This is a genomic window from Sphingomonas tagetis (assembly GCF_024211275.1).
Classification (GTDB): Bacteria; Pseudomonadota; Alphaproteobacteria; order Sphingomonadales; family Sphingomonadaceae; genus Sphingomonas; species Sphingomonas tagetis.
The window spans coordinates 183,100-206,502 of record NZ_JAMLDX010000002.1 but is presented as its reverse complement, the minus strand read 5'-3'; the positions used below and the strand labels follow the sequence as shown (position 1 = coordinate 206,502).

At 67.6% G+C, this 23,403-nt stretch carries 18 protein-coding genes; 8 read left to right on the top strand and 10 right to left on the bottom strand.

Annotation, left to right across the window (positions count from 1 at the left end; all coding sequences use genetic code 11):
- Positions 1-2: 2 nt before the first annotated feature.
- Genes smc through M9978_RS03615 form a run of 4 tightly spaced genes read right to left on the bottom strand, consistent with a single transcriptional unit; the run spans position 3 to position 5,402 of the window.
- Positions 3-3,416: a chromosome segregation protein SMC gene (smc, locus tag M9978_RS03630; RefSeq protein ID WP_254291497.1), complete on the bottom strand. Its 3,414-nt coding sequence runs from the start codon at positions 3,414-3,416 to the stop codon at positions 3-5.
- A 28-nt stretch (positions 3,417-3,444) separates the two neighbouring features.
- Positions 3,445-4,182 carry a thioredoxin domain-containing protein gene (locus tag M9978_RS03625; protein WP_254291496.1) on the bottom strand — a complete coding sequence of 246 codons (738 nt, stop codon included), beginning with the start codon at positions 4,180-4,182 and terminating at the stop codon, positions 3,445-3,447.
- A 24-nt stretch (positions 4,183-4,206) separates the two neighbouring features.
- Positions 4,207-4,890 (bottom strand): thioredoxin domain-containing protein, encoded by a 684-nt coding sequence (locus M9978_RS03620; RefSeq protein ID WP_254291495.1) that lies wholly within the window; start codon positions 4,888-4,890, stop codon positions 4,207-4,209.
- Complete coding sequence (locus M9978_RS03615) at positions 4,890-5,402, bottom strand: DUF721 domain-containing protein (protein ID WP_254291494.1); 513 nt, start codon at positions 5,400-5,402, stop codon at positions 4,890-4,892. The genes M9978_RS03620 and M9978_RS03615 overlap by 1 nt, the downstream gene beginning before the upstream one ends.
- Before the next feature lie 27 nt (positions 5,403-5,429).
- Here M9978_RS03615 and mutY point away from each other — a divergent pair, with 27 nt between their 5' ends.
- The 3 genes from mutY to nudC are packed head-to-tail and all read left to right on the top strand — an operon-like array spanning position 5,430 to position 8,661.
- Positions 5,430-6,479: an A/G-specific adenine glycosylase gene (gene mutY, locus M9978_RS03610; protein WP_254291493.1), complete on the top strand. Its 1,050-nt coding sequence runs from the start codon at positions 5,430-5,432 to the stop codon at positions 6,477-6,479.
- Positions 6,476-7,789, top strand: a complete 1,314-nt coding sequence (locus M9978_RS03605; protein WP_254291492.1) for a serine hydrolase domain-containing protein — start codon at positions 6,476-6,478, stop codon at positions 7,787-7,789. The genes mutY and M9978_RS03605 overlap by 4 nt, the downstream gene beginning before the upstream one ends.
- A complete protein-coding gene (gene nudC / locus M9978_RS03600; RefSeq protein ID WP_254291491.1) occupies positions 7,786-8,661 on the top strand; it encodes an NAD(+) diphosphatase in 876 nt (291 codons plus the stop codon). Before M9978_RS03605 ends, nudC begins: the two co-directional genes overlap by 4 nt.
- Before the next feature lie 71 nt (positions 8,662-8,732).
- Here nudC and M9978_RS03595 read toward each other — a convergent pair whose 3' ends face one another.
- The 6 genes from M9978_RS03595 to M9978_RS03570 form a co-directional block, all read right to left on the bottom strand.
- Complete coding sequence (locus M9978_RS03595) at positions 8,733-10,295, bottom strand: DUF5060 domain-containing protein (RefSeq protein WP_254291490.1); 1,563 nt, start codon at positions 10,293-10,295, stop codon at positions 8,733-8,735.
- A 20-nt stretch (positions 10,296-10,315) separates the two neighbouring features.
- A complete protein-coding gene (locus M9978_RS03590) occupies positions 10,316-11,563 on the bottom strand; it encodes an MFS transporter (protein ID WP_254291489.1) in 1,248 nt (415 codons plus the stop codon).
- Between the two features lie 112 nt (positions 11,564-11,675).
- Positions 11,676-14,708: a TonB-dependent receptor plug domain-containing protein gene (locus tag M9978_RS03585; RefSeq protein ID WP_254291488.1), complete on the bottom strand. Its 3,033-nt coding sequence runs from the start codon at positions 14,706-14,708 to the stop codon at positions 11,676-11,678.
- A gap of 70 nt (positions 14,709-14,778) precedes the next feature.
- On the bottom strand, positions 14,779-16,269 hold the full coding sequence (locus M9978_RS03580) for an FGGY family carbohydrate kinase (protein WP_254291487.1): 1,491 nt from the start codon (positions 16,267-16,269) through the stop codon (positions 14,779-14,781).
- Complete coding sequence (locus M9978_RS03575) at positions 16,269-17,231, bottom strand: transketolase family protein (RefSeq protein ID WP_254291486.1); 963 nt, start codon at positions 17,229-17,231, stop codon at positions 16,269-16,271. Before M9978_RS03575 ends, M9978_RS03580 begins: the two co-directional genes overlap by 1 nt.
- Entirely contained in the window at positions 17,231-18,118 is an 888-nt protein-coding gene (locus M9978_RS03570; protein WP_254291485.1) for a transketolase, read from the bottom strand. The genes M9978_RS03575 and M9978_RS03570 overlap by 1 nt, the downstream gene beginning before the upstream one ends.
- A gap of 234 nt (positions 18,119-18,352) precedes the next feature.
- Here M9978_RS03570 and M9978_RS03565 point away from each other — a divergent pair, with 234 nt between their 5' ends.
- Genes M9978_RS03565 through lra1 form a run of 5 tightly spaced genes read left to right on the top strand, consistent with a single transcriptional unit; the run spans position 18,353 to position 23,401 of the window.
- Positions 18,353-19,138: a DeoR/GlpR family DNA-binding transcription regulator gene (locus M9978_RS03565; RefSeq protein ID WP_254291484.1), complete on the top strand. Its 786-nt coding sequence runs from the start codon at positions 18,353-18,355 to the stop codon at positions 19,136-19,138.
- Between the two features lie 54 nt (positions 19,139-19,192).
- Entirely contained in the window at positions 19,193-20,173 is a 981-nt protein-coding gene (locus M9978_RS03560) for a sugar phosphate isomerase/epimerase family protein (protein WP_254291483.1), read from the top strand.
- Positions 20,173-21,504, top strand: coding sequence for a pectate lyase family protein (locus M9978_RS03555; protein WP_254291482.1), 1,332 nt, complete (start codon positions 20,173-20,175; stop codon positions 21,502-21,504). The genes M9978_RS03560 and M9978_RS03555 overlap by 1 nt, the downstream gene beginning before the upstream one ends.
- Positions 21,501-22,640: an FMN-dependent L-lactate dehydrogenase LldD gene (gene lldD / locus M9978_RS03550; protein WP_254291481.1), complete on the top strand. Its 1,140-nt coding sequence runs from the start codon at positions 21,501-21,503 to the stop codon at positions 22,638-22,640. Before M9978_RS03555 ends, lldD begins: the two co-directional genes overlap by 4 nt.
- Entirely contained in the window at positions 22,637-23,401 is a 765-nt protein-coding gene (gene lra1 / locus M9978_RS03545; protein ID WP_254291480.1) for an L-rhamnose 1-dehydrogenase Lra1, read from the top strand. The genes lldD and lra1 overlap by 4 nt, the downstream gene beginning before the upstream one ends.
- Positions 23,402-23,403 lie beyond the last annotated feature (2 nt).

Genomic DNA, 23,403 nt, shown 5'->3' with positions numbered 1-23,403 from the left:
GCTCACTCCGCCGCCAGCAAACTCTCCGCCCCGCCCAGATCGACGCTCACCAGCCGGCTCACCCCGCGTTCGACCATCGTCACGCCGAACAGCCGGTGCATGCGGCTCATCGTCGCGGCGTTGTGGGTGACGATCAGATAGCGGGTCGCGGTCTCGCGAGTCATCGCGTCGAGCAGATCGCAGAAGCGCTCGATATTGGCGTCGTCGAGCGGCGCGTCGACCTCGTCCAGCACGCAGATCGGGGCAGGGTTGGTCAGGAACAGGGCGAAGATCAGGGCAACCGCAGTCAGCGCCTGCTCGCCGCCGGACAACAGCGTCAGCGACTGGAGCTTCTTGCCCGGCGGCTGGGCCATGATCTCCAGCCCCGCTTCGAGCGGATCGTCGCTGTCGACCAGTTCGAGATGCGCTTGCCCGCCGTTGAACAGCGTCGTGAACAGCCGCCGAAAATGCTGGTCGACCGCCTCGAACGCGGCAAGCAGGCGCTGGCGGCCCTCGCGGTTGAGCGTGCCGATGCTGCCGCGCAGGCGGTGGACCGCCTGGATCAGCTCGTCGCGCTCCTTCGCGCTATGCTCGGCGCTCGCGGTCAGTTCGGCGAGTTCGGTTTCAGCGACGAGGTTGACCGGCCCGATCCGCTCGCGCTCGGCGATCAGCCGGTCGTGATTGGCGGATTCTTCCTGTGGCCCGCGTACCGTGTCGGCATCGAACCCGGCGCGCTCGGGCAGCAACGGCGGTGGGCATTCGAAACGTTCGCCCGACATTCGGCCCATCTCGACCCGGCGCATCTCCTGATTTTCGAGCCGCGCCACTGCGCCGGCGCGGGTTTCACGCGCTTCGCCCAGCGCATCGCCCGCCGAACGCACAGCGCCTTCGGTGCCACGCAACGCCGCCTCAGCCTGCTGCTCGGCCAGTTGCGCCGCCGAGCTTTCGCCGCGCAGCGTCTCGCTCGCCGCTTCGGCCTGCGCCACGGTCGCGTCCAGCTCGGCCGGCTTGCCCGCCAGCGCCTCGCGAGCCTCGATCAGCTCGGCGGCGCGCGTGTCCATCTCGGCGATGCGCCGCGCCGCCTCGCCCGCGCGCGAGGTCCAGCCGCGGCTCTCGGTCTGCGCCGCCGCCAGCCGCTCGCGTGCCACGGCGATGTCGCGTTCCAGCGAGCCGCGCTCGGCCCGCGCTGACGCCACTGCCGTACGGCGCTGCTCGGCCTCGCTCGATAGCGAAGCGACGCGCGCCCGCGTCTCGCTGCCATCCGGCAACGCCGCCTTCGCCGCCTCGGCCCGCGCCAGCTCGCCTGCCGCCTCGTCCTGTTCCGCCGCCGCCCGCGCGCGCCGCGCCTCGATATCGGCGCGCTGCGCGTCGAGCCGTTCGAGCGCCGCCGCTGCGCGGTCCTCCGCGCGTGCCGCCTCGCGCGCCGCCGTCTCCGCATGGTCGAGCACGCGCTTGCAATCCGCCGCCTGCCGCCGCGCCTCGGCGATATCGTCGTCGATCCGCGCCAGCTCGGCGTCGGCGGCATCGACCGCGCGCACCGCCGCAGGCCGTGCCTTCTCGATCGCATGGAGCCGGTTTACGCGCTCCAACCGCTCCGCCGCCGCTGCGCCGCCCGACTTGGCGACATAGCCGTCCCAGCGCCGCAGCACGCCGGCGAGGGTGACCAGCCGTTGTCCGACCGCGAGCGGCTGGCCATCGTCGCGCTCCGCCACCAGCACCTGCGCCAGCCGCCGGGCAAGGGCCGGAGGCGCCTTGACATGGCGAGCGAGCGGCGTGGTGCTCGCCGCCGCGCCGGGATCCTCCGCCAGCGGTTCGGCGCCCGCCCAATAGCGTTCCTCGCCCGCATTCAGCCCGGCCTCGAGATCGTCGCCCAGCGCCGCCGCCAGCGCGCGTTCGTAACCGGGCGCGACCTTCAGCCGGTCGAGCAGCCGGTCCTTGCCGCTCGGCCGCGTCGCCTTGGCCAGAGCCGCCGCCTCGCTGTCGAGTTGCGCCAGTTCGGCATGTGCCTCCGCCCGCTTCGATTGCGCCCGCGTCCGCGCCTCATGCCCCGAACGTTCGGCAGCATCGGCACGGGCGAGGCCCGTGCGTCCGCTTTCCGCCTGCCGCTCGGCCTGCGCCTTGGCTTCGGCCGCCCGCTTGCGCTCGGCCTTTAACGGGTCTGGATCGCCCAGTGACCGCAGTTCGGCGCCGACCCGCGCGACCTCGCGCTCGGCCCGCTCGACCCGTGCCCGCGCGGCGGTGAACGCCGCCTCAGCCACGCGGATTTCCGCTGCCTCGCTCGCCTGAGCCGACAGCGCCTGCGCCAGCTTCACTTCGGCGTCGCGCGCTTCCTGCTCGGCACCCGCCAGCGCCGCGACCAAAGCGGGCATGCCGCCCTCGGCATCCTTGATCCGGCCTTGCAGCGCCGCCGCTTCGTCGCCGAGTCGTGCAAGCGCCTCCGCCGCGTCGTGCGCCAGCGCGCCCTCGCGGCCCTTGTCCGCTTCCAGCCGCGCGGCGCTGTCAGCCAGCTCGGCGATGCGCCGCTCGACCGAAGCGCGTTCGCCGCGCAGCGCCGCTAGCTTGTGCAGCGCCTCGCTCGCGCGGTCGCGCAGCGTCAGCGAATCCGCGCGCAGCCCGGCCAGCACGGTCGCCGCCGCCTGCTGCGCGGCCAGCGCTGCCTCCTGCGCCTGGGTCCGGTCAGTCACCACCGCCTCGGCGGTCGCAGCCTCCTTCTTCGCCTGATCCGCCGCATTTGCCGCATCGCGCCAGCGCGCGAAGATCATCCGGCCCTCGGCGGTGCGGATGCGGTCGGACAGCTCGCGATAGCGCTCGGCCTGTCGCGCCTGCCGCTTCAGCGCCGCGGCGCGGGCCTCCTGGTCGGTGATCAGCTCGTCGAGCCGCGTCAGGTTGGCCTCGGTCGCGCGCAGCTTCTGCTCGGCATCCTTGCGGCGCACATGCAGGCCGGAGATGCCGGCGGCCTCCTCCAGCATCTGCCGCCGCTCGCCGGGCTTGGCCATGATGATCGCGCCGATCCGGCCCTGGCTGACCAAGGCGGGGGAATGCGCGCCGGTTGCGCTGTCGGCGAACAGCAGCGAGACGTCCTTGGCGCGCACGTCGCGGCCGTTGATGCGATAGGCCGATCCCGCGCCGCGCTCGATCCGGCGGACGACTTCGACTTCGCCGTCATCCTCGCCACCGACCTGTTCGGCGAGGATCGAAACTTCGGCGAAATCGCGCTGCGGCCGCGTCGCGGTGCCCGCGAAGATCACGTCTTCCATGCCCGCGCCGCGCATCGACTTGGCGCTGTTCTCGCCCATCGTCCAGCGCAGCGCTTCGAGCAGGTTGGACTTGCCGCAGCCATTGGGGCCGACGATCCCCGTCAGCCCGGGTTCGATGCGCAAGTCGGCGGGATCGACGAAGCTTTTGAACCCCGTGAGGCGGAGCCGCTTGATCTGCATCTAACGGCCCGCCCCCCGGCTCATGCCATCAGGCCCCGGCGGCCTTCAGCGCCGCTTCGACCTGCGGCCAGGTGCCGGTATTCTCCAGTACCTTGCCGTTGAGGATGAAGGTCGGGGTCCCGGGGATGCTGTACTGCTTGGCCGCATCCTCGTTGCTCTTGACCAGCGCCGCGGTCTTGGCCGGATCGGCGAGACAGGCGCGCGCCTGCGCCTCGGGCACGCCGCGCTCCTGCACGAAGGCGAGATAGCCGAACCGCTCGGCGATCGCGACGGTGCGCTGCTGCGGCGGCATCGCCTCGACCTGCTTGGCGAAGGGATCGTCCTGGCCGGGCGCGTTCTTCAGGATGTTGGCCTGTTCGGCATACATCTGGTCCATGATCGCGAAGAACGGGCCGGGACCGGCGCACTGGCCGAGCAGCGCCGCGCCAAGATCGATCGGGTTAAGCAGGAAGTCGCGGAACTCGAAACTGACCTTGCCGGTCGCGACATATTTCTTCAGCCCCTCGGTGCCGGTATTCGCGAAGGCCGCGCAATGGCCGCAGGTGCGCGAGCCGTACTCGATCAGCTTGATCGGCGCATCGGGGTTGCCCATGCGAAAGCCGCCCTCGGCGGTCTGCTCGACCTTGTCGACCCATTGCGTGCCGGCCGGCGCGGGCGCGCCCGATACCGGCGCCGCGGGCGGCCCGGCGGTGATGTTGTCGCCGCTCTCGCCGCCGCCGCACGCCGCCAGCAGGGTCGCTGCGGCCAGTCCTATCGCTACACGCATCCGGTCACTCTCCGTTCGAAAGGGTCAGCGCGCACCTGCAGCGCGCAATTGGGGTTCGAGGTTGCTCCAGTCGCTCGCAGCGGCCGCCTTGCCGTTGACGGTGAAGCTCGGCGTACCCTGGATCGCCGCCCAGGACGCCTTGGTCATCGCTGTCACGACGTTGAGGTCGGCTGGCGCCGCGAAACACTGGTTGATCGCCGCCGCGGTCATGCCGCGCCCGCGCATCAATTGCGTGAGGCCGGAGCCGTTCGCGGCGGCCTTGAGCTGCGCCAGCTCGGGCTGAGACTGAATCGCTGGCCCATTCGCCTGCCACCATGTCGCGCCCTGCTGGTACCAGCTCGCCTGCGCAGCGAAGATCGCCTCGCTTGCCCCGGAAAAGCTGCGCGGTCCGGCACAGCGCGCGAGCAGCGAGGCCGCCATGTCGAGCGGATCTCGCACCGCATGGCGGAATTCGACGCGCACGACACCGCGGCGGACGAGGTCGTCGTGCAGCGGCGCCTTCGATTCCGCGACGAAGTGCGCGCAATGCGGGCAGGTGTAGCTGAGATATTCGACCAGTTTCACCTTCGCCGCCGGGTTACCGATGGCGTAGGCGCCGGTCGGCAGTTTCACCACGGTCGCGCGCCAGTCCTTGGCGGGCCGTGCGGGCGCGGGGCTCGCGAGCGACATCCCGGCGACCATGGAAAACAACAGGCCGATGAGCCGCATCAATCGATCTTTCCGAGCTTGAGGACGGGCATCGCGACCCCGGCGGCGAGTCCTTCGAGGACGGCGCGCAATTCGGGATCGGCGATGGCGCGCAGGCTCTCGCCCATCTCCGCCGGTACCGGTGCGGGTTCGGGCGGCGCGACCGGGCGGGGCGGCCGGACCACCTCGCCCTGCCGAATCGCGACCTTGGCGACGGCGGGATAGCCGAAGAAGCGGTTGACCCGCTCCATGATCTCCGGCGCGATATGCTGCATCATCGGCGCGTGCGCGCCCTGCACGACCAGGCTCAGCACGCCGTTCGAGCGCTCGCCGCGCGGGAAGCGAATCGATTCGGGCGACGACACCCCGGCATAACGCTCGCCGACGATCTCGCTCCAGCGCCGCACCACCGCGCTCTGCACGAAGCCGAACTTGCGGAACGCCACGCGACCGACATCGGGCACCAGCTCCGCCACTTGGCGAAGGCGGTTGGAGCGCTTGGGTTCGTCCTTGGGGGCGGTCGGCTTACGCATCGGGTTCGTCCATGCCATAGGCGGGGCGTGCCCGACAACGCCTCTCGCGAAATCGCCGAACCCTTGCTCGACTGGTACGACGCCAATGCCCGGGCTTTGCCATGGCGGGCGCCGCCCGGCACGCCGGCGCCCGACCCGTATCGCGTGTGGTTGTCGGAGGTGATGCTCCAGCAGACTCAGGTCGCGACCGTCATCCCCTATTTCGAGAAATTCACCACGCGCTGGCCCGATTTCGCGAGCCTCGCCGCGGTCGAGGATGGCGAACTGATGAGCGCCTGGGCCGGCCTTGGCTATTATGCCCGCGCCCGCAACCTGCTCGCCGCTGCGCGCGCGGTGGCTGTGGAGCATGGTGGACAGTTGCCGGGCACCGAGGCGGAACTGCGCAAGCTGCCCGGTTTCGGCGCTTATACCGCCGCCGCGGTCGCCGCGATCGCGTTCGGCGAGCGCGCGGTGGTGGTCGACGGCAATGTCGAGCGTGTGATCGCACGGCTGTTCGCGGTCGCCGATCCGTTGCCCGGCGCCAAGCCGCGTATCCGTGAGCTGGCCGATTCGGTCACGCCCGACGAACGGGCCGGGGATTTCGCGCAGGCGATGATGGATCTCGGCGCCACGATCTGCACGCCGCGCTCGCCCAAATGCCTGCTCTGCCCGCTGGCGAAGCGTTGCGACGCGCGGGCGGACGGGCGGCCCGACGCCTATCCGGTCAAGGCGAGGAAGAAAGCGCGTCCAACGCGTTACGGCACGATGTTCTGGGTCGAACGCAACGGCGCGGTGCTGCTCGTGCGCCGTCCGGCAAGGGGCCTGCTCGGCGGAATGCGCGCACTGCCCACCGGTCCCTGGGCCGACTCGCCGCCCGGGGTCGAGGGTGCGCCATTCGCCGCCGGCTGGGCGCTGCATAACGCCACGGTAAGCCACGGCTTCACGCATTTCGAACTGGTCAGCGCGCTTGCGAGCGTCACGATCGACGGGCAAGCAGGGGCAATCGAAGGCGAATGGTGGCCGATCGCCGAGCTCGACTCGGCGGGGTTGCCCACCGTGTTCGCCAGAGCGGCTGAAACGATGCGGAGGATGCGATGAGGAAATTCTGGCTGACCGGTGCGGCGTCGATCGTCATTGCCATCGCCGCTGCGCCGGTTGCGATCGGCCAGGCGGTCACGCCGCCGTCCCCGGTCCAGGCGGCGTCCGCCGCCGACCCGGCTGCGCTCGCCAGGAGCTATGTCGCAAGCAGCAAGGTGCCCGGCATCGTCATCGCTTATGCCCGGGGCGATACCGCGCCGACGATCGCCGCGGCCGGCGCGCTCGCGTCCGATGCGGGCGCACGGAAGGCGGACGCCGACTCGCTGTGGCGCGTCTATTCGATGACCAAGCCGATCACCGGCATGGCGGCGATGATGCTGATCGAAGACGGCAAGCTGCGCCTCGACCAGCCGATCAGCGACTTCATTCCGGGGTTCAAGACCAGCAAGGTGCTGACCGATCCGGCCAACAGTCTTGCCTCACGCCCCGCCGCCCGGCCGATCACGGTGCGCCATCTGCTCACCCATACCGCGGGTCTGGGCTATACGATCATTACGAAAGGGCCGCTGCTGGCCGAATATAACCGCCTCGGCATCGTTCCGGCCGCGCTGGCGCCTGCGCTCGAGCCGGAGTTGCGCAAGGTCCGCCCGACCTCGCTCAAGGCGTTCGCCGACCGGGTGGCTACCCTGCCGTTGATCGCCGATCCGGGCACGTTGTTCAGCTATTCGATCAGCCTCGACGTCCTCGCGCGCGTCATCGAGGTCGCCGGGGGCATGCCGTTCGAGCGCTTCCTCGAAACGCGCATGTTCAAGCCGCTCGGCATGAACTCGACCTACTGGACCGTGCCGCAGAGCGAGATCGGCCGGTTCGCGACCAACTATCTGATCGGTGAGAACGGGATGGCCGCGTTCGACCGGCCCGAATCCTCGGCATTCACCTCGCCGCCATCCTTTCCCTATGGCGGCGCCGGGCTCGTGATGTCGGCGCGCGACTATGATCGTTTCCTGCACATGCTGGTCAATGAGGGCGCTCTTGGCGGCAAGCGCGTGATGAAGCGCGAGACGGTGCGGCTGGCGATGTCGAACCTCCTGCCCGAAGGCGTGCCGGCCTTCTCGATCCCCGGACGCAGCGGCGGCGACCTTGCGGCGGTCAAGATGGGGTTCGGCGCCGGCGGATCGGTCTATCTTAGCGATGCACCGGGCGGACCGGCCAAAGGCACCTATGGCTGGGGCGGTGCGGCCGGAACCGCGGCCTGGGTCGATCCGGTCAACAAGGTCCGCGCGACGGTGATGGTCAACTACATGCCGCCAGGCAAATGGCCGTTGCGCGAGGATGCGGTCGACGCGATCTACGGCCCGGCGCGCAAGTGAACGTCGCGGTCGGCTTCACCGGCGCGACGCTCGACCGCGCCGATCATGAGCGCAACGATCCGGCGGCGCTCGAGCGCGCGCTGAGCGACTGGCGCGCACGGCTGCTCAAGCTCGACGGGCTGGACCCACAGCTCGACCAGGAAGGCCAGCTCGTCTGGACCAGTCTCGCCGATCTGCCCGAAGACGCCGAGCCGCTGCTGCTCGGCTATATCGCCGGCAAGCCGCACTTCGCCCCGCTGCGCCAAACCGAGCGCCACGCCGCGGCGCGTTCGCCGTCGCTGTTCCACATGCTCGGGCTGATGCCGCCCGATCAGGCGAGCCTCTACGCCGCGGCGCGCAGCCTGATCGACTGGCACCAGCGGCACGGCTTCTGCGCCAATTGCGGGAGCGCCACGGCAATTTTCCGCGCAGGCTGGGCGCGGCGCTGCACGGGTTGCAACGCCGAGCATTTCCCGCGCACCGATCCGGTGGTGATCATGCTCGCCGAATATGAGGGCAAGGCGCTGGTCGCGCGGCAGGCGAGCTGGCCGCCGGGCCGCTATTCCGCGCTGGCCGGGTTCGTCGAGGTGGGCGAGTCGATGGAGGAAGCCGTCTCTCGCGAGATATTGGAGGAAGCCGGCGTCCACACCCGCAATGTCCGTTACGTCGCCAGCCAGCCCTGGCCGTTTCCATCCTCGCTGATGATCGCCTGCGTCGCCGAGGCGGAGGGCGATACGCTCACGCTCGATGCCAACGAGCTCGAAGACGGCTTCTGGGTCACTCGCGCTGAAGTGCGTGCCGCGCTCGCCGGCGATCCAACCGCCCGTTTCGGTGCCCCACCACCCTATGCCATCGCGCACAGCCTGTTGCGGCACTGGGTGGACGGCGAATAAAAGATCGGCTGCGGCGCCTAAGGGGGCACCGCAGCCGAAGGTTCAAGCCACCCCTTGGGGTCTCGTAAGTCTCAGATTTTGACCATGCGCACCGCGATCCACGGCTTGCCGGGCAGCGCAATGCTCGGCCGCGCCGGGTCATGGACGTCATATTCGTTGAGCTGCTGCATCGTGAACACGCCGTCGACCGGGGTCACGGTCATGTTCCAGGTGTCGATGATGTCGGCGCGAAAGCTGTGCTTGGGATCGCTCTTGCGCCCCGGCAGTTGCACCTTCCACTCGCTTGGGCTGGCCGCGCCGAAATATTTCAGGAAATATTCGTGCGGCTTGCCGCCGATATGATAGTTCCACCAATGCTGGATCGGGTCGATCCCCGGCGCTGGCCCTTCCTCCATGATCTTCTTGAGAAACGCCAGCCGCGGCGCGCTCGTGCCCTTGAGCACGCCGCCCTGGCCCAGCCATGAATAGTCGGCGTTGCGGTTGGGGTCATAGGTCTCGCTGTGACCGACATAGGTCCCGCCGATCAGCCCCCACCAGAAGCGCTCGACCATCTGCTCGGCGGTGAGCTGGCCCCAGCGCTTGTCCGAATTGCCCTCATAGACGACCTCGTCGAAGATCACGGGCTTCAGCGCGAAGTCGCGGTGCATCGCCGCGCGGATATCGTCGAGGACTGCTGCACCGTTCTGGATGCTGGCATGGGTGATCCACGGCTTGCGGTGATCGTAATAGACATTGATCTGGTGGATCGAGCGCAGCCGGTCGTGCGGATCGGCGCCGACCAGCACCTCAAAGAGGTGGTCCCAATCGTCCATGCTCTTGGTCTTGATCGCATCATATTCGTTGCCCATCGACCACCACACATGGCGATAGGCGCCCCAGCGCGCCGCGCAGTAACGGACATAACGCTCGTCATCGGCGCGCTTCATGTCGTTGTAACCGCGCTTCTCGTCATAGGGGTGGAACAGGATGACGTCCGCCTCGATCCCGAGCTGGCCGAGCCGGATGATGCGGTCTTCGTAGCGGCGGAAATAATCGGGATCGAAGCGGGTGGGGTCCCAGTCGCGCGGCCCCTTGCCGGTGCGAACGAACGGATTGGTCGCGACCGCGTCGACGTTCGGGGTGACCAGCATCCGCATCTTGTTGAACGGCGCGGCCTTGAGCGTCTCGATCGTCTGCGCGCATTTGGCGTCGGATTGCAGCGCCCAGGCATAACAGGTCGTGCCGATCTGTCGGAACGGCGTGCCGTCGGCATAGGCGAAGTGATAGCCGTCCTGAGTCACGCGCATCGGGCCATGGTTGCCCGCTGACGCGGCGACGCATTCGAACCCGCCGCGCTTCCCCGCCAGTTCGCTCGCGCTGCTTTCGGTCTCCCACGTCCAGCGCCCGGTGTCGGGCGGGCTGAAGCGGATGCGATAGACGCCCTTGCCGTCGTAGAAGCCCGGCACGCGGATCGTCTTGCCCGCGCCCTTGAACACGGCGGCGACAGCCACATCAACAAAGGGATTGCCGGTCTGCGGCCCGTCGAACACCAGCTCGTGCACGCCCCAGCGCTCGGTCCGTTGCGCACCCTGCGCCAGCACGGGTGTCGCGGCGGCCGCGCCGGCGGCCAGCCCGGTCTTGAGCCCAGTCGTCAAAACCGTCCGCCGCGACATGCTCATACCGCGCGCTCCGCCTCGAGCTGCTCGAGCGACTTGCCCTCGTTGCGCGGCGCCCACACGAAGCCGATCACGCCGCTGATCGCGAGGAAGCCGACCAGGATCCACGCCAGCGTGGTGAAGCCGGTCGCGGTCAGCCAGGGCACGAAGAAGCTGAAGATGCCGAGCGCGATGCGCACCACCGCGAACATCACGCCCTGTGCGGTCGAACGCAGCATCGTCGGGAACATCTCCGAGCTCCACAGCTGGAAGAAGCTCTGCGCGCCGAACCCGCCGCCGACCGCCATCAGCACGACATGGATGATCGCCACCGGCAGCGTCAGCGGGAAGATCGCGAGCAGCGCCATGCCGACGATCTGCGTGATCGCCGACACCCCGAACAGCAGCCGCTGGTTCACCTTGTCGGACAGCTTCATGAAGATGAAGAAGATCGACGCCATGCCGAGCAGGAACGAGAGCGTCAGCAGCGCCACCGACATCGTCTGGCTCTGATCGCCGACGGTGCGCAGGATATAGGGGAAGAAGAAGCCGTTGGTGCCGGCCCACAGATTCCAGAACAGGTACATGCCGGCGAGGAACGCCATCGATCCGATATGCTGGCGCGTGAACAGGTCCTGCCAGCGCCCGCGTTCGGCCTTGTCGGCGCTTTGCTGCGCCTCCACCCAGCGCTGCGATTCATGCATCTTCGATCGCAGGAAGGTCAGCGCGATGGCGAGCACCGCGAGGTGCGCGAACACGATCCGTGCGCCGAGCAGCCCGAGCGGCTCGAGGATCAGGAACAGGACCAGCACGACGACCGGGCCGAGGTACCACAGCACTTGCGCCACGCCGCTATGCTTGCCGCGCTTGTCGTCGGGCGCCATCTCGGCGATCAGCGACCAGCTTGCCGGAATGTCCGCCCCGACCGCGAGACCGACCAGGAAGAAGCCGATCACGATCATCCACGCGTTCATCGCGAAGACCAGCCACAGCATGCCGAACGCGTAGAACAGCATGTCGTACTGGTAGATCTTCTTGCGGCCGAACAGATCGCACAGCCGCCCGCCAATCAGCGCGCCGATGCCCGCCGCGATCGCATTGGGACCGAACGCGCCGATCATGCCGACGAAATCGGTGGAGAGGCCATAGGCCTCGACCCACAGTGCCAGCGCCGCCGCACCCGCGACGATCGAACCTGCGTCGATATAATTGGCAAGGCCCGCGAGGATGGTGTTCTTCCAGTCCTCCCTGTCCGTGGCTGCGGTCATGTCATGCTCTCCGGGATATGGCTTTGTCGTCAGCCGTTATGTTGTCGCCGCGGCCCCGGCGTCGTCCGTCGGAAAAGACGGGGAAGGCGCGAACCTTCCCCGCCTCCGGTCGTCAGAACTTCAGGCGAGCACCGGTGTAGAAGCGGCGGCCGATTACGTCGTACACGCCGTTGACCGGGCCGGGCAGACCGCCCCAGATCCCCGGGCGCTCCACATCGAATAGGTTCTTCACGCCGAGATAGAATTCGAAATGTTCGATCCCGGTGTATCGGACCTGCAGATCGGTGTAGATCTTCGAGCCGATGCGGAAATACTTCTCGTCCGGCACGGCGCCGCTCGCGGTGCGGTACAGCGTCTGGAAGTTCTCGTAATCCAGCACCTGCGGCGCGATATATTCGCCGCTGACATTGAACCCGAAATCGTCATTCTCCCAGCCGATGCCGGCGGTCACGGCGTCGCGTGGCGTCCCGAGCTCGCCCATCGTGTTGTCATAGGGGTCGCCGGTGAGCGCGATGAACCCGTTCTTGAATAGATGAGTCCATGCCGCCGACAGGCTCGCCTTGCCGCCCGCAACCTCGTGGCTGTAGTTCAGCGTGACGTCGATGCCGCGGCTGAAGGAGCCGCCGCTGTTGACCAGGCCGCGCACGACCTGCTCGACCGAGCCGCTGCTGTACGCGCCCGACGATCCGGTGCGGCGCGTGACGAACTGGCAGAATTCCGGCAGCCCCTCGCGATAGCATTTGTTGAGCACGGTCGCCGCCGCCACGCGGTTGATCGCATCTTCGAGTTCGATGTCGAAATAATCGACCGAGATGGTCAGATTGCGGAGCGCGTTGATCGAACGCGGGTTGATCACCGCGCCCAGCGTCAGTGTCTTGCCCGTCTCCTGCTGGATGTTCGGGTTGTTGGCGGTCAGGCTGCCGACGCCCGCCAGATCGGCCTGAGTCAGCGTGAACGAACCGTTCGCGGCGATGTTGGCCGCGATCCCCGGTACCGCGCGGCAATTGGTGGCCAGCGTGCCGGTGGTCGTCGCGGTGATGCCCTGGCACGGATCGGTGATCGAGATGATCCCCGCCGCCGGCGCCGCGTACAGCTCGCCGATGTTCGGCGCACGCACCGCATGCGCATAGACGGCGCGCAGGCGGATGTCCTCGACCGGCGACCATTCGCCGCCGACGTTCCAGGCGTAGAAGGTGCCGACCGTCGAATAATCCGACATGCGGCCGGCCGCGCGCAGCGTCAGCGCGTGGAAGAACGGCGTGTCCGACAGGATCGGCACGACGATCTCGCCATAGGCTTCCTTGACGTCGAACTTGCCAGCGGTGTCGGTCAGCTGGACATAGCCGTTGCGCGCCTGGTTGGTCAGCGGATCGAAGATGTCGCGGCTTTCCTCCTTGCGATACTCGGCGCCGACCGCGACCTGCACCGGCCCGGCGGGCAAAGTGAATAGCGTGCCGGTCAGGTTCGCCGCGGCGACGTGCATCTGCTGCTTGGACGCGCGCGTCAGGCTGGTCTTGAGATACTTGACCGCTTCGGGCGAGATCTTCGACGTGCCGTTGGCGTTGAGGCCATAGACATCGACCGGGACGCAGCCCTGCGCCCGTGCCGAGGCGTTGACGCACACCGCCTCGGTGCGGTTGCCGTCATTGTCATAGTCGAACACGTCGGGGATCGCCTGAACCGCCTCGGCGAGATTGTAGAGGTTGGCGAGGCCGCTCATCGACTGGTTCTGCTTGGTGAAGCCGTACTGGTAGTAAGCGTCGAGCTTCCAGCTGCCGCCGAGGTTGACGTCGCCGCCGATCACCACGCGGAAATTGTCGCGCTCGGTCGGGATGGTGCGCGTGCCGTCGTCGAACATCGTCGTTCGGACGAGGAAGCTCAGATCCTTCGACGCAATCGCGTCGTTGACGTTGCGGTTGGTCGCCGCGGCGAACACTGCCGCTGGCACCAGCGGGTTGGCGAGGCGGCGGACGTCGGCCGGGTTGGTCGGGTTCACCACCGAGAACTCGATCGGGTAGAAGCCGCCATTGCCCGGGAAGGCGCCCAGGGCGCTGTCGGTGCGCATCGGCGAGGCTTCCATCCGCCCCTTGGTCAGCACGTTGGTGTAGGTCGCTTCGGCGAACACATTGGCATTGTCGGTCACGTCGTAATTGACGCGCCCGGCAAAGGTATAGCGCTCCGACGGGGCCGCCAGCAGCTTGTATTCCTCGCGGTTATAGCCGTCGGTCGCGGCGTTGTAGGCGCGGAAGCTGCCGTCCGGATTGATGATGCGGTTGGTCAGCGTGCCGATCACGAACACGCCGCCCGGGCCGACGTTCGACGGGTTGTAGAAGGGCGTGAACAGGTTCTGCGCGGCGGTCAGGTTGGTGTCGCTGTTGCCGGCAACGCGCTGCGTGGTGCCGAGGCTGGTATAGTCGAGCCGCGAGAAGTCGCGGCTGTTGTTGCGCACCACGCCTTCGTTGACGTAGCCGCCATAGAGCATGATGTTGCCGCGGTCGCCGGCGAAGTTGGCGCCATAGGTGACGTTGCCGACGATCTGGCGGTCATCGCCGCGCTCGGAAATGCCGGACTGCAGGTTGAGCTGAAGTCCCTCGAACTTCTTCTTGTAGATGAAGTTGACGACGCCCGCGACCGCGTCCGAGCCATAGACGGCGGAAGCGCCGCCGGTCAGCACATCGACGCGCTCGATGAACGGCGTCGGGATCATCGACAGATCGACCTGCGCCGTGCCGGGCACGCCCGCGACCGAGCGGCGGCCGTCGATCAGCACCAGCGTGCGGTCGGCGCCGAGATTGCGCAGGTTGACGGTGGCGAGGCCCGGGTTGGTGCTCGCGCCGTTGGTGGTGCGGCTCTGACCCGGAACGCCGACCGCCGGGTTCTGCTGCAGCGCGTCCTGGACGTTGACGACGCCCTGATTTTCCAGCGCCTCGGCGGTGACCACCTGCAACGGGCTCGGCGACGTCAGCGCGGGCGACGCAATGCGGCTGCCGGTAACGACGATCTCGGCTTCGGCCTGCGCGGCGGACTGCTCACCGACGGGGGCAGCATCCTGCGCCTGCGCAGCGGCGGCGAACAGCGTGAGCGCGCTCGCGCCGGTCAGCAGCAATGCGTGACGCATGCCGCGTGATGTGTGTGCAACTTTCATTTCCCCACTCCTTCCCATGTTGTTTGCTTTTCCGGGCGTTTGCCGCCTCTTTCGTCGTTGAATTCGAAGGTCAGGCCACGCCGGTCTCCCGCGCCCGCGCGATCACCTGATCGACCGCGAGCCGCCAGTTGCGGCGGATCGACGCGCGCGCATCGGCGGCGAGGGCAGGGGCCACCCGCTCCGCTGCGCCACCGGTGTCATGTCCGTTCAGACCCAGCGCCGCCGCCGCCAGCCGCGCCACGCCGAGCGCGCTCGCCTCGGCGATCTGCGGCACGGCGATGACATGGCCGGTCAGGTCGGCGAGCAGCCGCACCAGCAGCGGATTGCGTGCCGCGCCGCCGTCGATCGACAATTCGGTGAGCTTGATGCCGAGATCGGCCTCGATCGCGTCGAGCACGTCGCCGATCTGCAGCGCGATCGCCTCAAGCGTCGCGCGAGCGACATGCGCCGGCCGCGTCGCCAGCGTCATGCCGCTGATCGTGCCGCGCGCGGCGGTTTCCCAATGCGGCGCGCCGAGCCCGGCAAGTGCGGGGATGAACGCGACGCCCGCGCTGTCCGGCACGCTCTCTGCGAGACTGGTCAGCGCCTGCTCATCGGCCAGCCCCAGCAGCGACGTAGCGAATGCCGCGGCGTGGCCCGAGACCGAGATGTTGCCTTCCAGCGCATGCTGCACGCCGCCATCCGTGCGGCTCCACGCGATCGTGCTGGAGAGGCCGTGCGACGAGCGCACCCGGCCGTCGGTCGCAGCCATTAGCGAGCTGCCGGTGCCGATCGTCGCCTTGACCCGGCCCGGCGCATGAATGCCGTGCGCGAACAGCGCGGCGTGGCTGTCGCCCAGCAGGACCTGCACCGGCGTGCCCGCGGGCAGCGCGGTGATGCCTGCCGCGACCGCGCCAAAGCCGCTGTCCGATGGCGCGATGCGCGGCAGAACGTCGAGCGGCACGTCGAAGATGCGCGCCAGCTCGGCGTCCCAATCGAGCGTGTCGAGGTTGAAAAGCTGCGTGCGTGACGCATTGCTGTGGTCGGTCGCGTGAACCGCGCCGCCGGTCAGGTTCCACAGCAGCCAGCTGTCGATCGTGCCTACCTTGATCTCGCCCCTGGCCGCGCGCTCGCGCACACCGGGCACGGCATCGAGCAGCCAGGCGATCTTCGCCGCCGGAAACAGCGGATCGATGCCGAGGCCGCTGCGCGCCGCGATCTCGTCGCCATGCCCCGCCGTCTTGAGCGCCGCGCAGCGTTCGGCCGAACGCGCGCATTGCCAGATCACCGCGGGCGCGACCGGACGGCCGGTCTCGGCCTCCCACAGCACCACCGTCTCGCGCTGGTTCGAGATCGCCAGCGCGGCGATCTCGGCGTGTGGTTCTGCTGCGACTAGCTCTGCGATCAACGCTGCGACCGCTTCCCAGATGTCCGACGCCGATTGCTCGGCCCAGCCGGGCTGCGGGTAGTTCACCTGCATCGGCCGCGAGCGCGCGGCCAGCACCGATCCGTCAGGCGCGACAAGCAGCGCCTTGGTATTCGTCGTCCCCTGATCGAGCGCGAGGATGACAGGGCCGGACATCAGATGCCCTTTGCGCCCAGCAGATCGCGCGCGGCGCCGGCGATGCCCTCGGCAGTCAGCCCGAACTTCTCCATCAGCCACTTGGCCGATCCGGTCGGCAGGAAGCCGGGGAAGCCGACCATGCGCATCTTCACGGGCGAGTGCTGCGCGCAATATTCGGCGACCGCGCCACCCAGCCCGCCATGCGCCAGGCCCTCCTCGGCGGTGACGATCGCGCCGGTCTTCGCGGCCTGCGCGATGATATCGGTATCGAGCGGCGAGACGGTCGACAGGTTGATCACCCGCGCCGCGATGCCTTCTGCGGCCAGCGCTTCGGCTGCAGCAAGCGCGCGATGCACCAGCGTGCCGTTGGCGACGATCGCGATGTCGCCACCCTCGCGCAACGTCTCGCCCTTGCCGATCGCGAATGCCGCGCCTTCGGGCCGTTCGAGTGCGGGGACCGGCATACGGCTGATCTTGATATAGACCGGGCCGTCATACGCCGCCGCGGCCTTGATCGCTTCCGCGGTCTCCCACGGGTCGGACGGCACGATCACGGTCAGCTTGTCGATCGCGCGCAGCCAGGCCACGTCCTCGATGCTGTGATGCGTCGCGCCGAGTTCGCCATAGGCGACGCCCGAGGAGATGCCGCACAGCTTCACATTCTGCTGGCTGTACGCGCAGTCGGCCTTGATCTGCTCCATCGCGCGTGCGGTCAGGAAGCAGCCCGCGCCACTGACGAACGGGATCTTGCCGCCATTGGCGAGACCCGCGCCGACGCTGACCATATTCTGCTCAGCGATGCCGACATTGATCAGCCGCTCGGGAAAGCGCTCGCGGAACTTGCCGAGCTTCGACGAGCCGACCGAGTCGTTGACCACCGCGACGATGCGGTCGTCATTGGCGGCGAGTTCCTCGACCGTGGCGACATAGGCGTCGCGGCAGTCGAAGGTGCCCGGCGTCGGGATGGTTGCGGCCGCCATTATTTCTTCTCCGCCTTCAATTCGGCGTTCAGCTCGGCGAGCGCCTGAGCCATCTGTTCGGCGTTGGGCACGCCATGATGCCACCCGGCCTGATCGCGCATGAAGCTGACGCCCTGACCCTTGTGGGTATCGGCGATGATCACCAGCGGGCGCTCGCGTGGTTGGCGCGCGGCGTCGAACGCGGTCAGCAGCGCGGCGTGATCATGCCCGTCGAGACCTGCGACGTCCCAGCCGAATGCCCGCCACTTGTCGGCGAGCGGCTCGAGGCTGTTGGTGTCCTCGGTGCCCGCACCCTGCTGAAGCCGGTTGCGGTCGACGATGACGGTGAGGTTGCCCAGCTTGCGGTGCCCGGCGAACATCGCCGCTTCCCACATGCTGCCTTCCTGAAGTTCGCCGTCCCCGGTCAGCACGAACACGTGATAGCCGGCCTTGTCGATCTGCCCCGCCACCGCGATCCCGACGGCGACCGGCATGCCGTGGCCGAGCGGCCCGGTATTGGTCTCGACGCCGGGCAGATAGGTGCGGTTCGGGTGTCCGTTGAGCCGCGATTCCGGCTTGAGATAGGTATCGAGCTCGGCCTCCGGGAAAAATCCTGCCCCGGCCAGCGCCGTGTACAGAGCGCCGGTGCAATGACCTTTGCTCATCACGAAACGGTCGCGGTCCGGGGCAGTAGGGGAGGACCCGTCGATACGAAGAATGTCGAAATAGAGCGAAGCGATGATGTCGGCGGACGAAAGGTCCCCGCCGGGATGTCCCTGGCCGGCATCGACGATCATCTGGAGCAGGCGGCGGCGCATCCAGTTCGCGCGTTCGCGAACGTGCGCGGCACGGTCTTCCAGCGTATGAAGGTGCGCGTCGGCGTGCCGAAGCGTGCCCGGATGTTCCATTGATATCCTCTCCTGGCGGAAGTTGATAGTCGTGAGTCGTAACGAACACAAGAGATTTGCTTACGTTTGCTTTCGTTTTATATGCCGCAACGCAATAAAATTGACAGCAACCGAAACTTCGCACTACGAAAGCCGTAAATCGCACCGGCCGCTGAGCCGGACGCGCTTGGGAGTGGCAATGTGGCAAAGGCATCCGCGGTTCCGGCGGCCCGTGTTGCGCGGGAGCGCGGCGATATGAGCGGCGGTTCGCGAGCGCGCATGCTGGGCGAGGCGCGCCGCGCCAAGATCCTCGAATGGCTTCAGGAAGAGGGCAGCGCGCGCGTCCGCACGCTGGCCGAGGCGTTCGACGTTTCCGAAGTCACGATGCGCCAGGATCTCGAGAAGCTCGAGGCGGACGGCCATATCGTGCGCGAGCATGGCGGTGCGTTCCTGAAGTCGGTGACTCAGCAGGTGCGTGCGATGGCGCTGCAGCATCTCGAGAATATGGACGCCAAGCAACGCATCGGCCGCGCCGCCGCCGCGCTGGCGGGTGACGGCGAGACGATCATCCTCGATTCGGGCTCGACCACGACCGAGGTCGCGGCGCAGCTGATCGGCCGGCGCGACATGACCGTGATCACAAACGCGCTCAACATCGCGCTGATGCTCGGCGCCGAGCCGGGCTTCGACGTCCACATGACCGGCGGCCATTTCAAGGCGCCGACGCTCTCGCTCTCGGGCGAGCGCTCGGCCGATTATTTCCGCGGGCTGTTCGTACAGAAGCTGTTCCTGGCGACCGCCGCAATCGATCTCGATGCCGGGCTGACCTATCCCGCGCTGTCCGACATCCCGGTCAAGCGCGCGATGATCGAGGCGGCGGAGAAGGTCATCCTCGTCGCCGACTCGAGCAAGATCGGGCTGCGCTCCTTCTCCGCGCTGGGCGGGATCGAGCTTGTCCATGTGCTCGTCACCGACGACGCGATCCGGCCCGAAGACCGCGCTGCGATCGAAGCGGCAGGTGTCGAGATATTGATTGCCTGAATTTGAAACCCCCACCTTCCAACGCGATAGGGATCGAGACGTGAGCAACCAGAAATGAGCAATCAGAAATATGGGGCCGGGATCTGGCATTTCGCGACCTTCGTCGATCGCTATGCGACCGACGGCTATGGCCCCGCGCGGTCGCTAATCGAGATGATCGACATTGCCGGCCAGGTCGATGACCTGTCGGTGGTCGACATCAACTATCCCTTCGTCGATCCCAGCCTGTCGCTCGCGAGCGTCGATGAAGCGCTCAAGCGCAACAACCTCTCGGTGATCGGCATCACGCCGGAAATCTACACGCGTCAGTTCGCCAAGGGCGCCTTCACCAATCCCGACGCAGGGGTCCGCCGCCTCGCCAACGAAATGTGCAACGATGCCGCCAAGGTGGTCCGCCATTTCGGCGCGGACTATGTAAAATTGTGGCCCGGGCAGGACGGCTGGGACTATCCGTTCCAGGTCGATCACAAGAAGCTGTGGCAGATGAGCGTCGAGGGAATCGGCGAACTTGCCAGCCAGAATCCCGACCTCAAATTCGTGATCGAATATAAGCCGCGCGAGCCGCGCTGCCATATGTCCTACGACAGCGTGTCGCGCACGCTGCTCGGCATCGAGCGGATGGGGCTTCCGAACGTCGGCATCCTGCTCGACTTCGGCCATGCGCTGTACGGCGGCGAAAGCCCGGCGGATTCGGCGCAGCTCGCGATCGATCATGGCCGGCTGTTCGGCATGGACGTGAACGACAATTTCCGCGGCTGGGACGACGATCTGATGGCCGGATCGGTCCACCCGATCGAGCTGTTCGAATTCTTCTACACGCTGCGCAAGAACAAGTGGGAGGGCGTGTGGCAGCTCGACCAGTTCCCGTTCCGCGAGGACAGCATCGAAGTCGCCAATGGCGCGATCAGCTTCCTCAAGGGTATCGAGCGCGCGCTCGACAAGCTCGACTTCGAAGCGATGCAGGACGCGCAGGACCGGCAGGATGCCGTCACCGCGCTACGGCTTGCGCGTGAAGCCCTGTTCACCTCCTTCTGATGATCCGTTCCGCCCTCCTCCTGCTGACCTGCGCCGCGGCACCCGCCGCCGCGCAGCAGCTCGCCTTTCCCGGTGCGGAGGGGGCGGGGCGCTATTCGGAGGGCGGTCGCGGCGGGCGAGTCATCGCCGTGACCAACCTCGACGATGCCGGCCCCGGCAGCCTGCGCGCCGCGCTCGAGGCCGACCGGCCCCGCACGGTGATTTTCAACGTGTCGGGCACGATCGCCCTCAAGACCGATATCAAGGTGACCAACGGCCGCCTCACCATCGCCGGCCAGACCGCGCCGGGCGACGGCATCACGATCCGCGACCGCTCGCTCGATATCGCCGCCGACGATGTCGTGGTGCGCTACATCCGCGCGCGTTTGGGGGCCGCCTCGGGCACGCAGCAGGATGCGCTGACCGTTACCAAGGGCCGCCGCATCATCCTCGACCATGTCTCGGCGAGCTGGTCGATCGACGAGACGCTGTCGGCCTCCGCGCATTACGACAAGCCCGGCGACGGCGTGTGGGACCTGACCGTGCAATGGTCGATCATCGCCAATTCGCTGCGCAAGTCGAACCACGACAAGGGCGAGCATGGCTTTGGCAGCCTGGTCCGTGCTGCGCGCGGGGCGAAGATCAGCTGGCACCATAATCTGTGGGCCAACCATCTCGACCGCATGCCGCGCCCCGGCAACTATTCGATGCCGAGCGAGGACGATCAGGGCGCGGTGTTCGAGTTCCGCTCCAACGTCTTCTATAATTGGGGCAAGGACCGCGCCGGTTACAATTACGACGTCTCGACTCACGCGCGCTACAATTTCATCGACAATGCCTATTTCGCCGGCCCCGACAGCAAGGGCAATTTCGCGTTCGAGGAGCAGAACCAGCTCGCCCGCGCATATTGGTCGGGCAACAGCATGAACGGTGCGGTTCCGGCCGATCAGCGGACGCTGGTCAAGGGCAACATCCCCACCGGCTATTGGCTCGCCGACCCGCTCTACGTCGGCGCGGTGACCCCTGATCCTGCCCGCCGCGCCTATCACCGCGTGCTGGCAGGCGCCGGCGCGTCGAAAGTCCGGGATGCGGTTGACCTAAAGATCGTCGAAGGCGTGCGCGAGGGCACGGGCCGCATCATCGATAATGAGGCGCAGGACGGTGGCTGGCCCGCGCTCAAGTCCGGCGCCGCACTCGCCGATACCGACAATGACGGCATGCCCGATGCCTGGGAACGCGCCCGCAACCTCGATCCGTCCCGCGCCGACGGGGCAGCCGACCGCGACAGGGACGGCTACAGCAATTTGGAGGAATATCTGAACGAGACCGCCGCCGGAAAGGGCGCCGCATGACCATCGCCTCGTCGCATGATTTCCAGACGGCGGCCAAGCGCCGCCTGCCGCGCTTCCTGTTCGATTATGCCGCGGGCGGCGCCTATGACGAGGTGACGCTCGCCCGCAACGTCAGCGATCTCCAGTCGGTCGCGCTGCGCCAGCGCGTGCTCAAGGACGTCGCCAATGTCGACCTGAGCACCAGCCTTTTCGGCCGCGACGTCGCGCTGCCCATCGCGCTCGGTCCGGTCGGCATCAGCGGCATGTATGCGCGCCGCGGCGAGGTGCAGGCGGCGCGCGCGGCCAAGGCGGCGGGCATTCCGACCTGCCTCTCGACCGTCTCGATCTGCACGATCGAGGATGTCGCCAAGGCGGCCGATCCGTTCTGGTTCCAGCTCTATGTGATCCGCGATCGCGGCTTCATGCGCGACCTGATCGCGCGCGCCAAGGCATGCGGCGCCGAGGCGATGGTGTTCACCGTCGACATGCCGATCCCGGGCGCGCGCTATCGCGACGCGCATTCGGGCATGTCCGGGCGCAGCGGCCCGATCCGCCGCGTGCTTCAGGCGATGGGCAAGCCGGCCTGGGCGTGGGATGTCGGCGTGCACGGCCGCCCGCACACGCTCGGCAATCTGCTTCCGGTGCTGGGTAAGGACAGCGGCCTCAACGACTATATGGGCTGGCTCGGCAAGAATTTCGATCCGTCGATCGTGTGGAAGGATCTCGACTGGATCCGGTCCGAATGGGATCGCCCGCTGATCATCAAGGGCATTCTCGATCCCGAGGATGCGCGGGAGGCCGCCGCGATCGGCGCGAACGGCATCGTCGTGTCCAATCATGGCGGGCGTCAGCTCGACGGCGTGTTGTCCAGCGCGCGTGCGCTGCCACCGATCGCCGAGGCGGTGGGTGACAAGCTCACCGTGCTGGCCGATGGCGGCATCCGCACCGGGCTCGACGTCGTGCGAATGGTCGCGCTCGGCGCGGACGGCGTGCTGTTGGGGCGAGCGTGGCTCTACGCGCTCGCCGCGCAGGGCGAGGCGGGCGTGACCAAGCTGCTCGACCTGATGGCCAGGGAAATGCGGGTCGCGATGACGTTGACCGGCGTCAACTCGATCGGCGCGATCGACCGCTCCATTCTCGCAGAGGAAATCAAGTGAAGCTTCTCGAAGGCAAGACGGTGCTGGTCACCGGCGGCTCGACCGGTATCGGCCGCGCAGCGGCGATCGGCGCGGCGCAGCATGGCGCGAACGTCGCGATCAACTATGCCTCGTCCGACGACAAGGCGGCGTCGTGCGTCGCCGAGATCGAGGCGCTGGGCCAGCGCGGGCTCGCGGTGAAGGGTGACGTGGCGTTGCCTGAGAGCGCCACCGATTTCGTCAACAAGGCGGTCGAGGCGTTCGGCCGCGTCGATGTGATGGTCTCCAACGCCGGCATCTGCCCGTTCCACGCCTTTCTCGACATGCCGGTCGAGACGGTCGACCGCACCTTCCGCGTCAACCTGCATGGCGCCTATTACATGGTGCAGGCCGCAGCCAACCAGATGGTCCGCCAGGGGCAGGGCGGGGCGATCGTCGCGGTCTCGTCGATCTCGGCGCTGGTCGGCGGTGAATTCCAGACCCATTACACCCCGACCAAGGCCGGCGTGCATTCGCTGATGCAATCGGCTGCGATCGCGCTGGGCAAGTACGGCATTCGCTGCAATTCGGTGCTGCCCGGCACGATCCTGACCGAGATCAACAAGGAGGACCTTGCCGATCAGGACAAGCGCGACCGCATGACCGCGCGAATCCCGCTCGGGCGGCTGGGCGAATCCGAGGACCTTGCCGGCCCGATCGTCTTCCTCGCCTCCGACATGGCTGCATACGTCACCGGCGCCGCGCTGCTCGTCGACGGCGGCGCCTTCGTGAACCTGCAATAGCG

Bases quoted from the DNA above. Each gene is read 5' to 3' on its own strand.
- lldD (WP_254291481.1), top strand. From the start codon at position 21,501: ATGACCATCGCCTCGTCGCATGATTTCCAGACGGCGGCCAAGCGCCGC.
- M9978_RS03605 (WP_254291492.1), top strand. From the start codon at position 6,476: ATGAGGAAATTCTGGCTGACCGGTGCGGCGTCGATCGTCATTGCCATC.
- M9978_RS03585 (WP_254291488.1), bottom strand. From the start codon at position 14,708: ATGAAAGTTGCACACACATCACGCGGCATGCGTCACGCATTGCTGCTG.
- M9978_RS03560 (WP_254291483.1), top strand. From the start codon at position 19,193: ATGAGCAATCAGAAATATGGGGCCGGGATCTGGCATTTCGCGACCTTC.
- M9978_RS03615 (WP_254291494.1), bottom strand. From the start codon at position 5,402: ATGCGTAAGCCGACCGCCCCCAAGGACGAACCCAAGCGCTCCAACCGC.
- M9978_RS03570 (WP_254291485.1), bottom strand. From the start codon at position 18,118: ATGGAACATCCGGGCACGCTTCGGCACGCCGACGCGCACCTTCATACG.
- M9978_RS03620 (WP_254291495.1), bottom strand. From the start codon at position 4,890: ATGCGGCTCATCGGCCTGTTGTTTTCCATGGTCGCCGGGATGTCGCTC.
- M9978_RS03625 (WP_254291496.1), bottom strand. From the start codon at position 4,182: ATGCGTGTAGCGATAGGACTGGCCGCAGCGACCCTGCTGGCGGCGTGC.
- M9978_RS03555 (WP_254291482.1), top strand. From the start codon at position 20,173: ATGATCCGTTCCGCCCTCCTCCTGCTGACCTGCGCCGCGGCACCCGCC.
- M9978_RS03580 (WP_254291487.1), bottom strand. From the start codon at position 16,269: ATGTCCGGCCCTGTCATCCTCGCGCTCGATCAGGGGACGACGAATACC.
- M9978_RS03565 (WP_254291484.1), top strand. From the start codon at position 18,353: ATGAGCGGCGGTTCGCGAGCGCGCATGCTGGGCGAGGCGCGCCGCGCC.
- smc (WP_254291497.1), bottom strand. From the start codon at position 3,416: ATGCAGATCAAGCGGCTCCGCCTCACGGGGTTCAAAAGCTTCGTCGAT.
- M9978_RS03575 (WP_254291486.1), bottom strand. From the start codon at position 17,231: ATGGCGGCCGCAACCATCCCGACGCCGGGCACCTTCGACTGCCGCGAC.
- M9978_RS03590 (WP_254291489.1), bottom strand. From the start codon at position 11,563: ATGACCGCAGCCACGGACAGGGAGGACTGGAAGAACACCATCCTCGCG.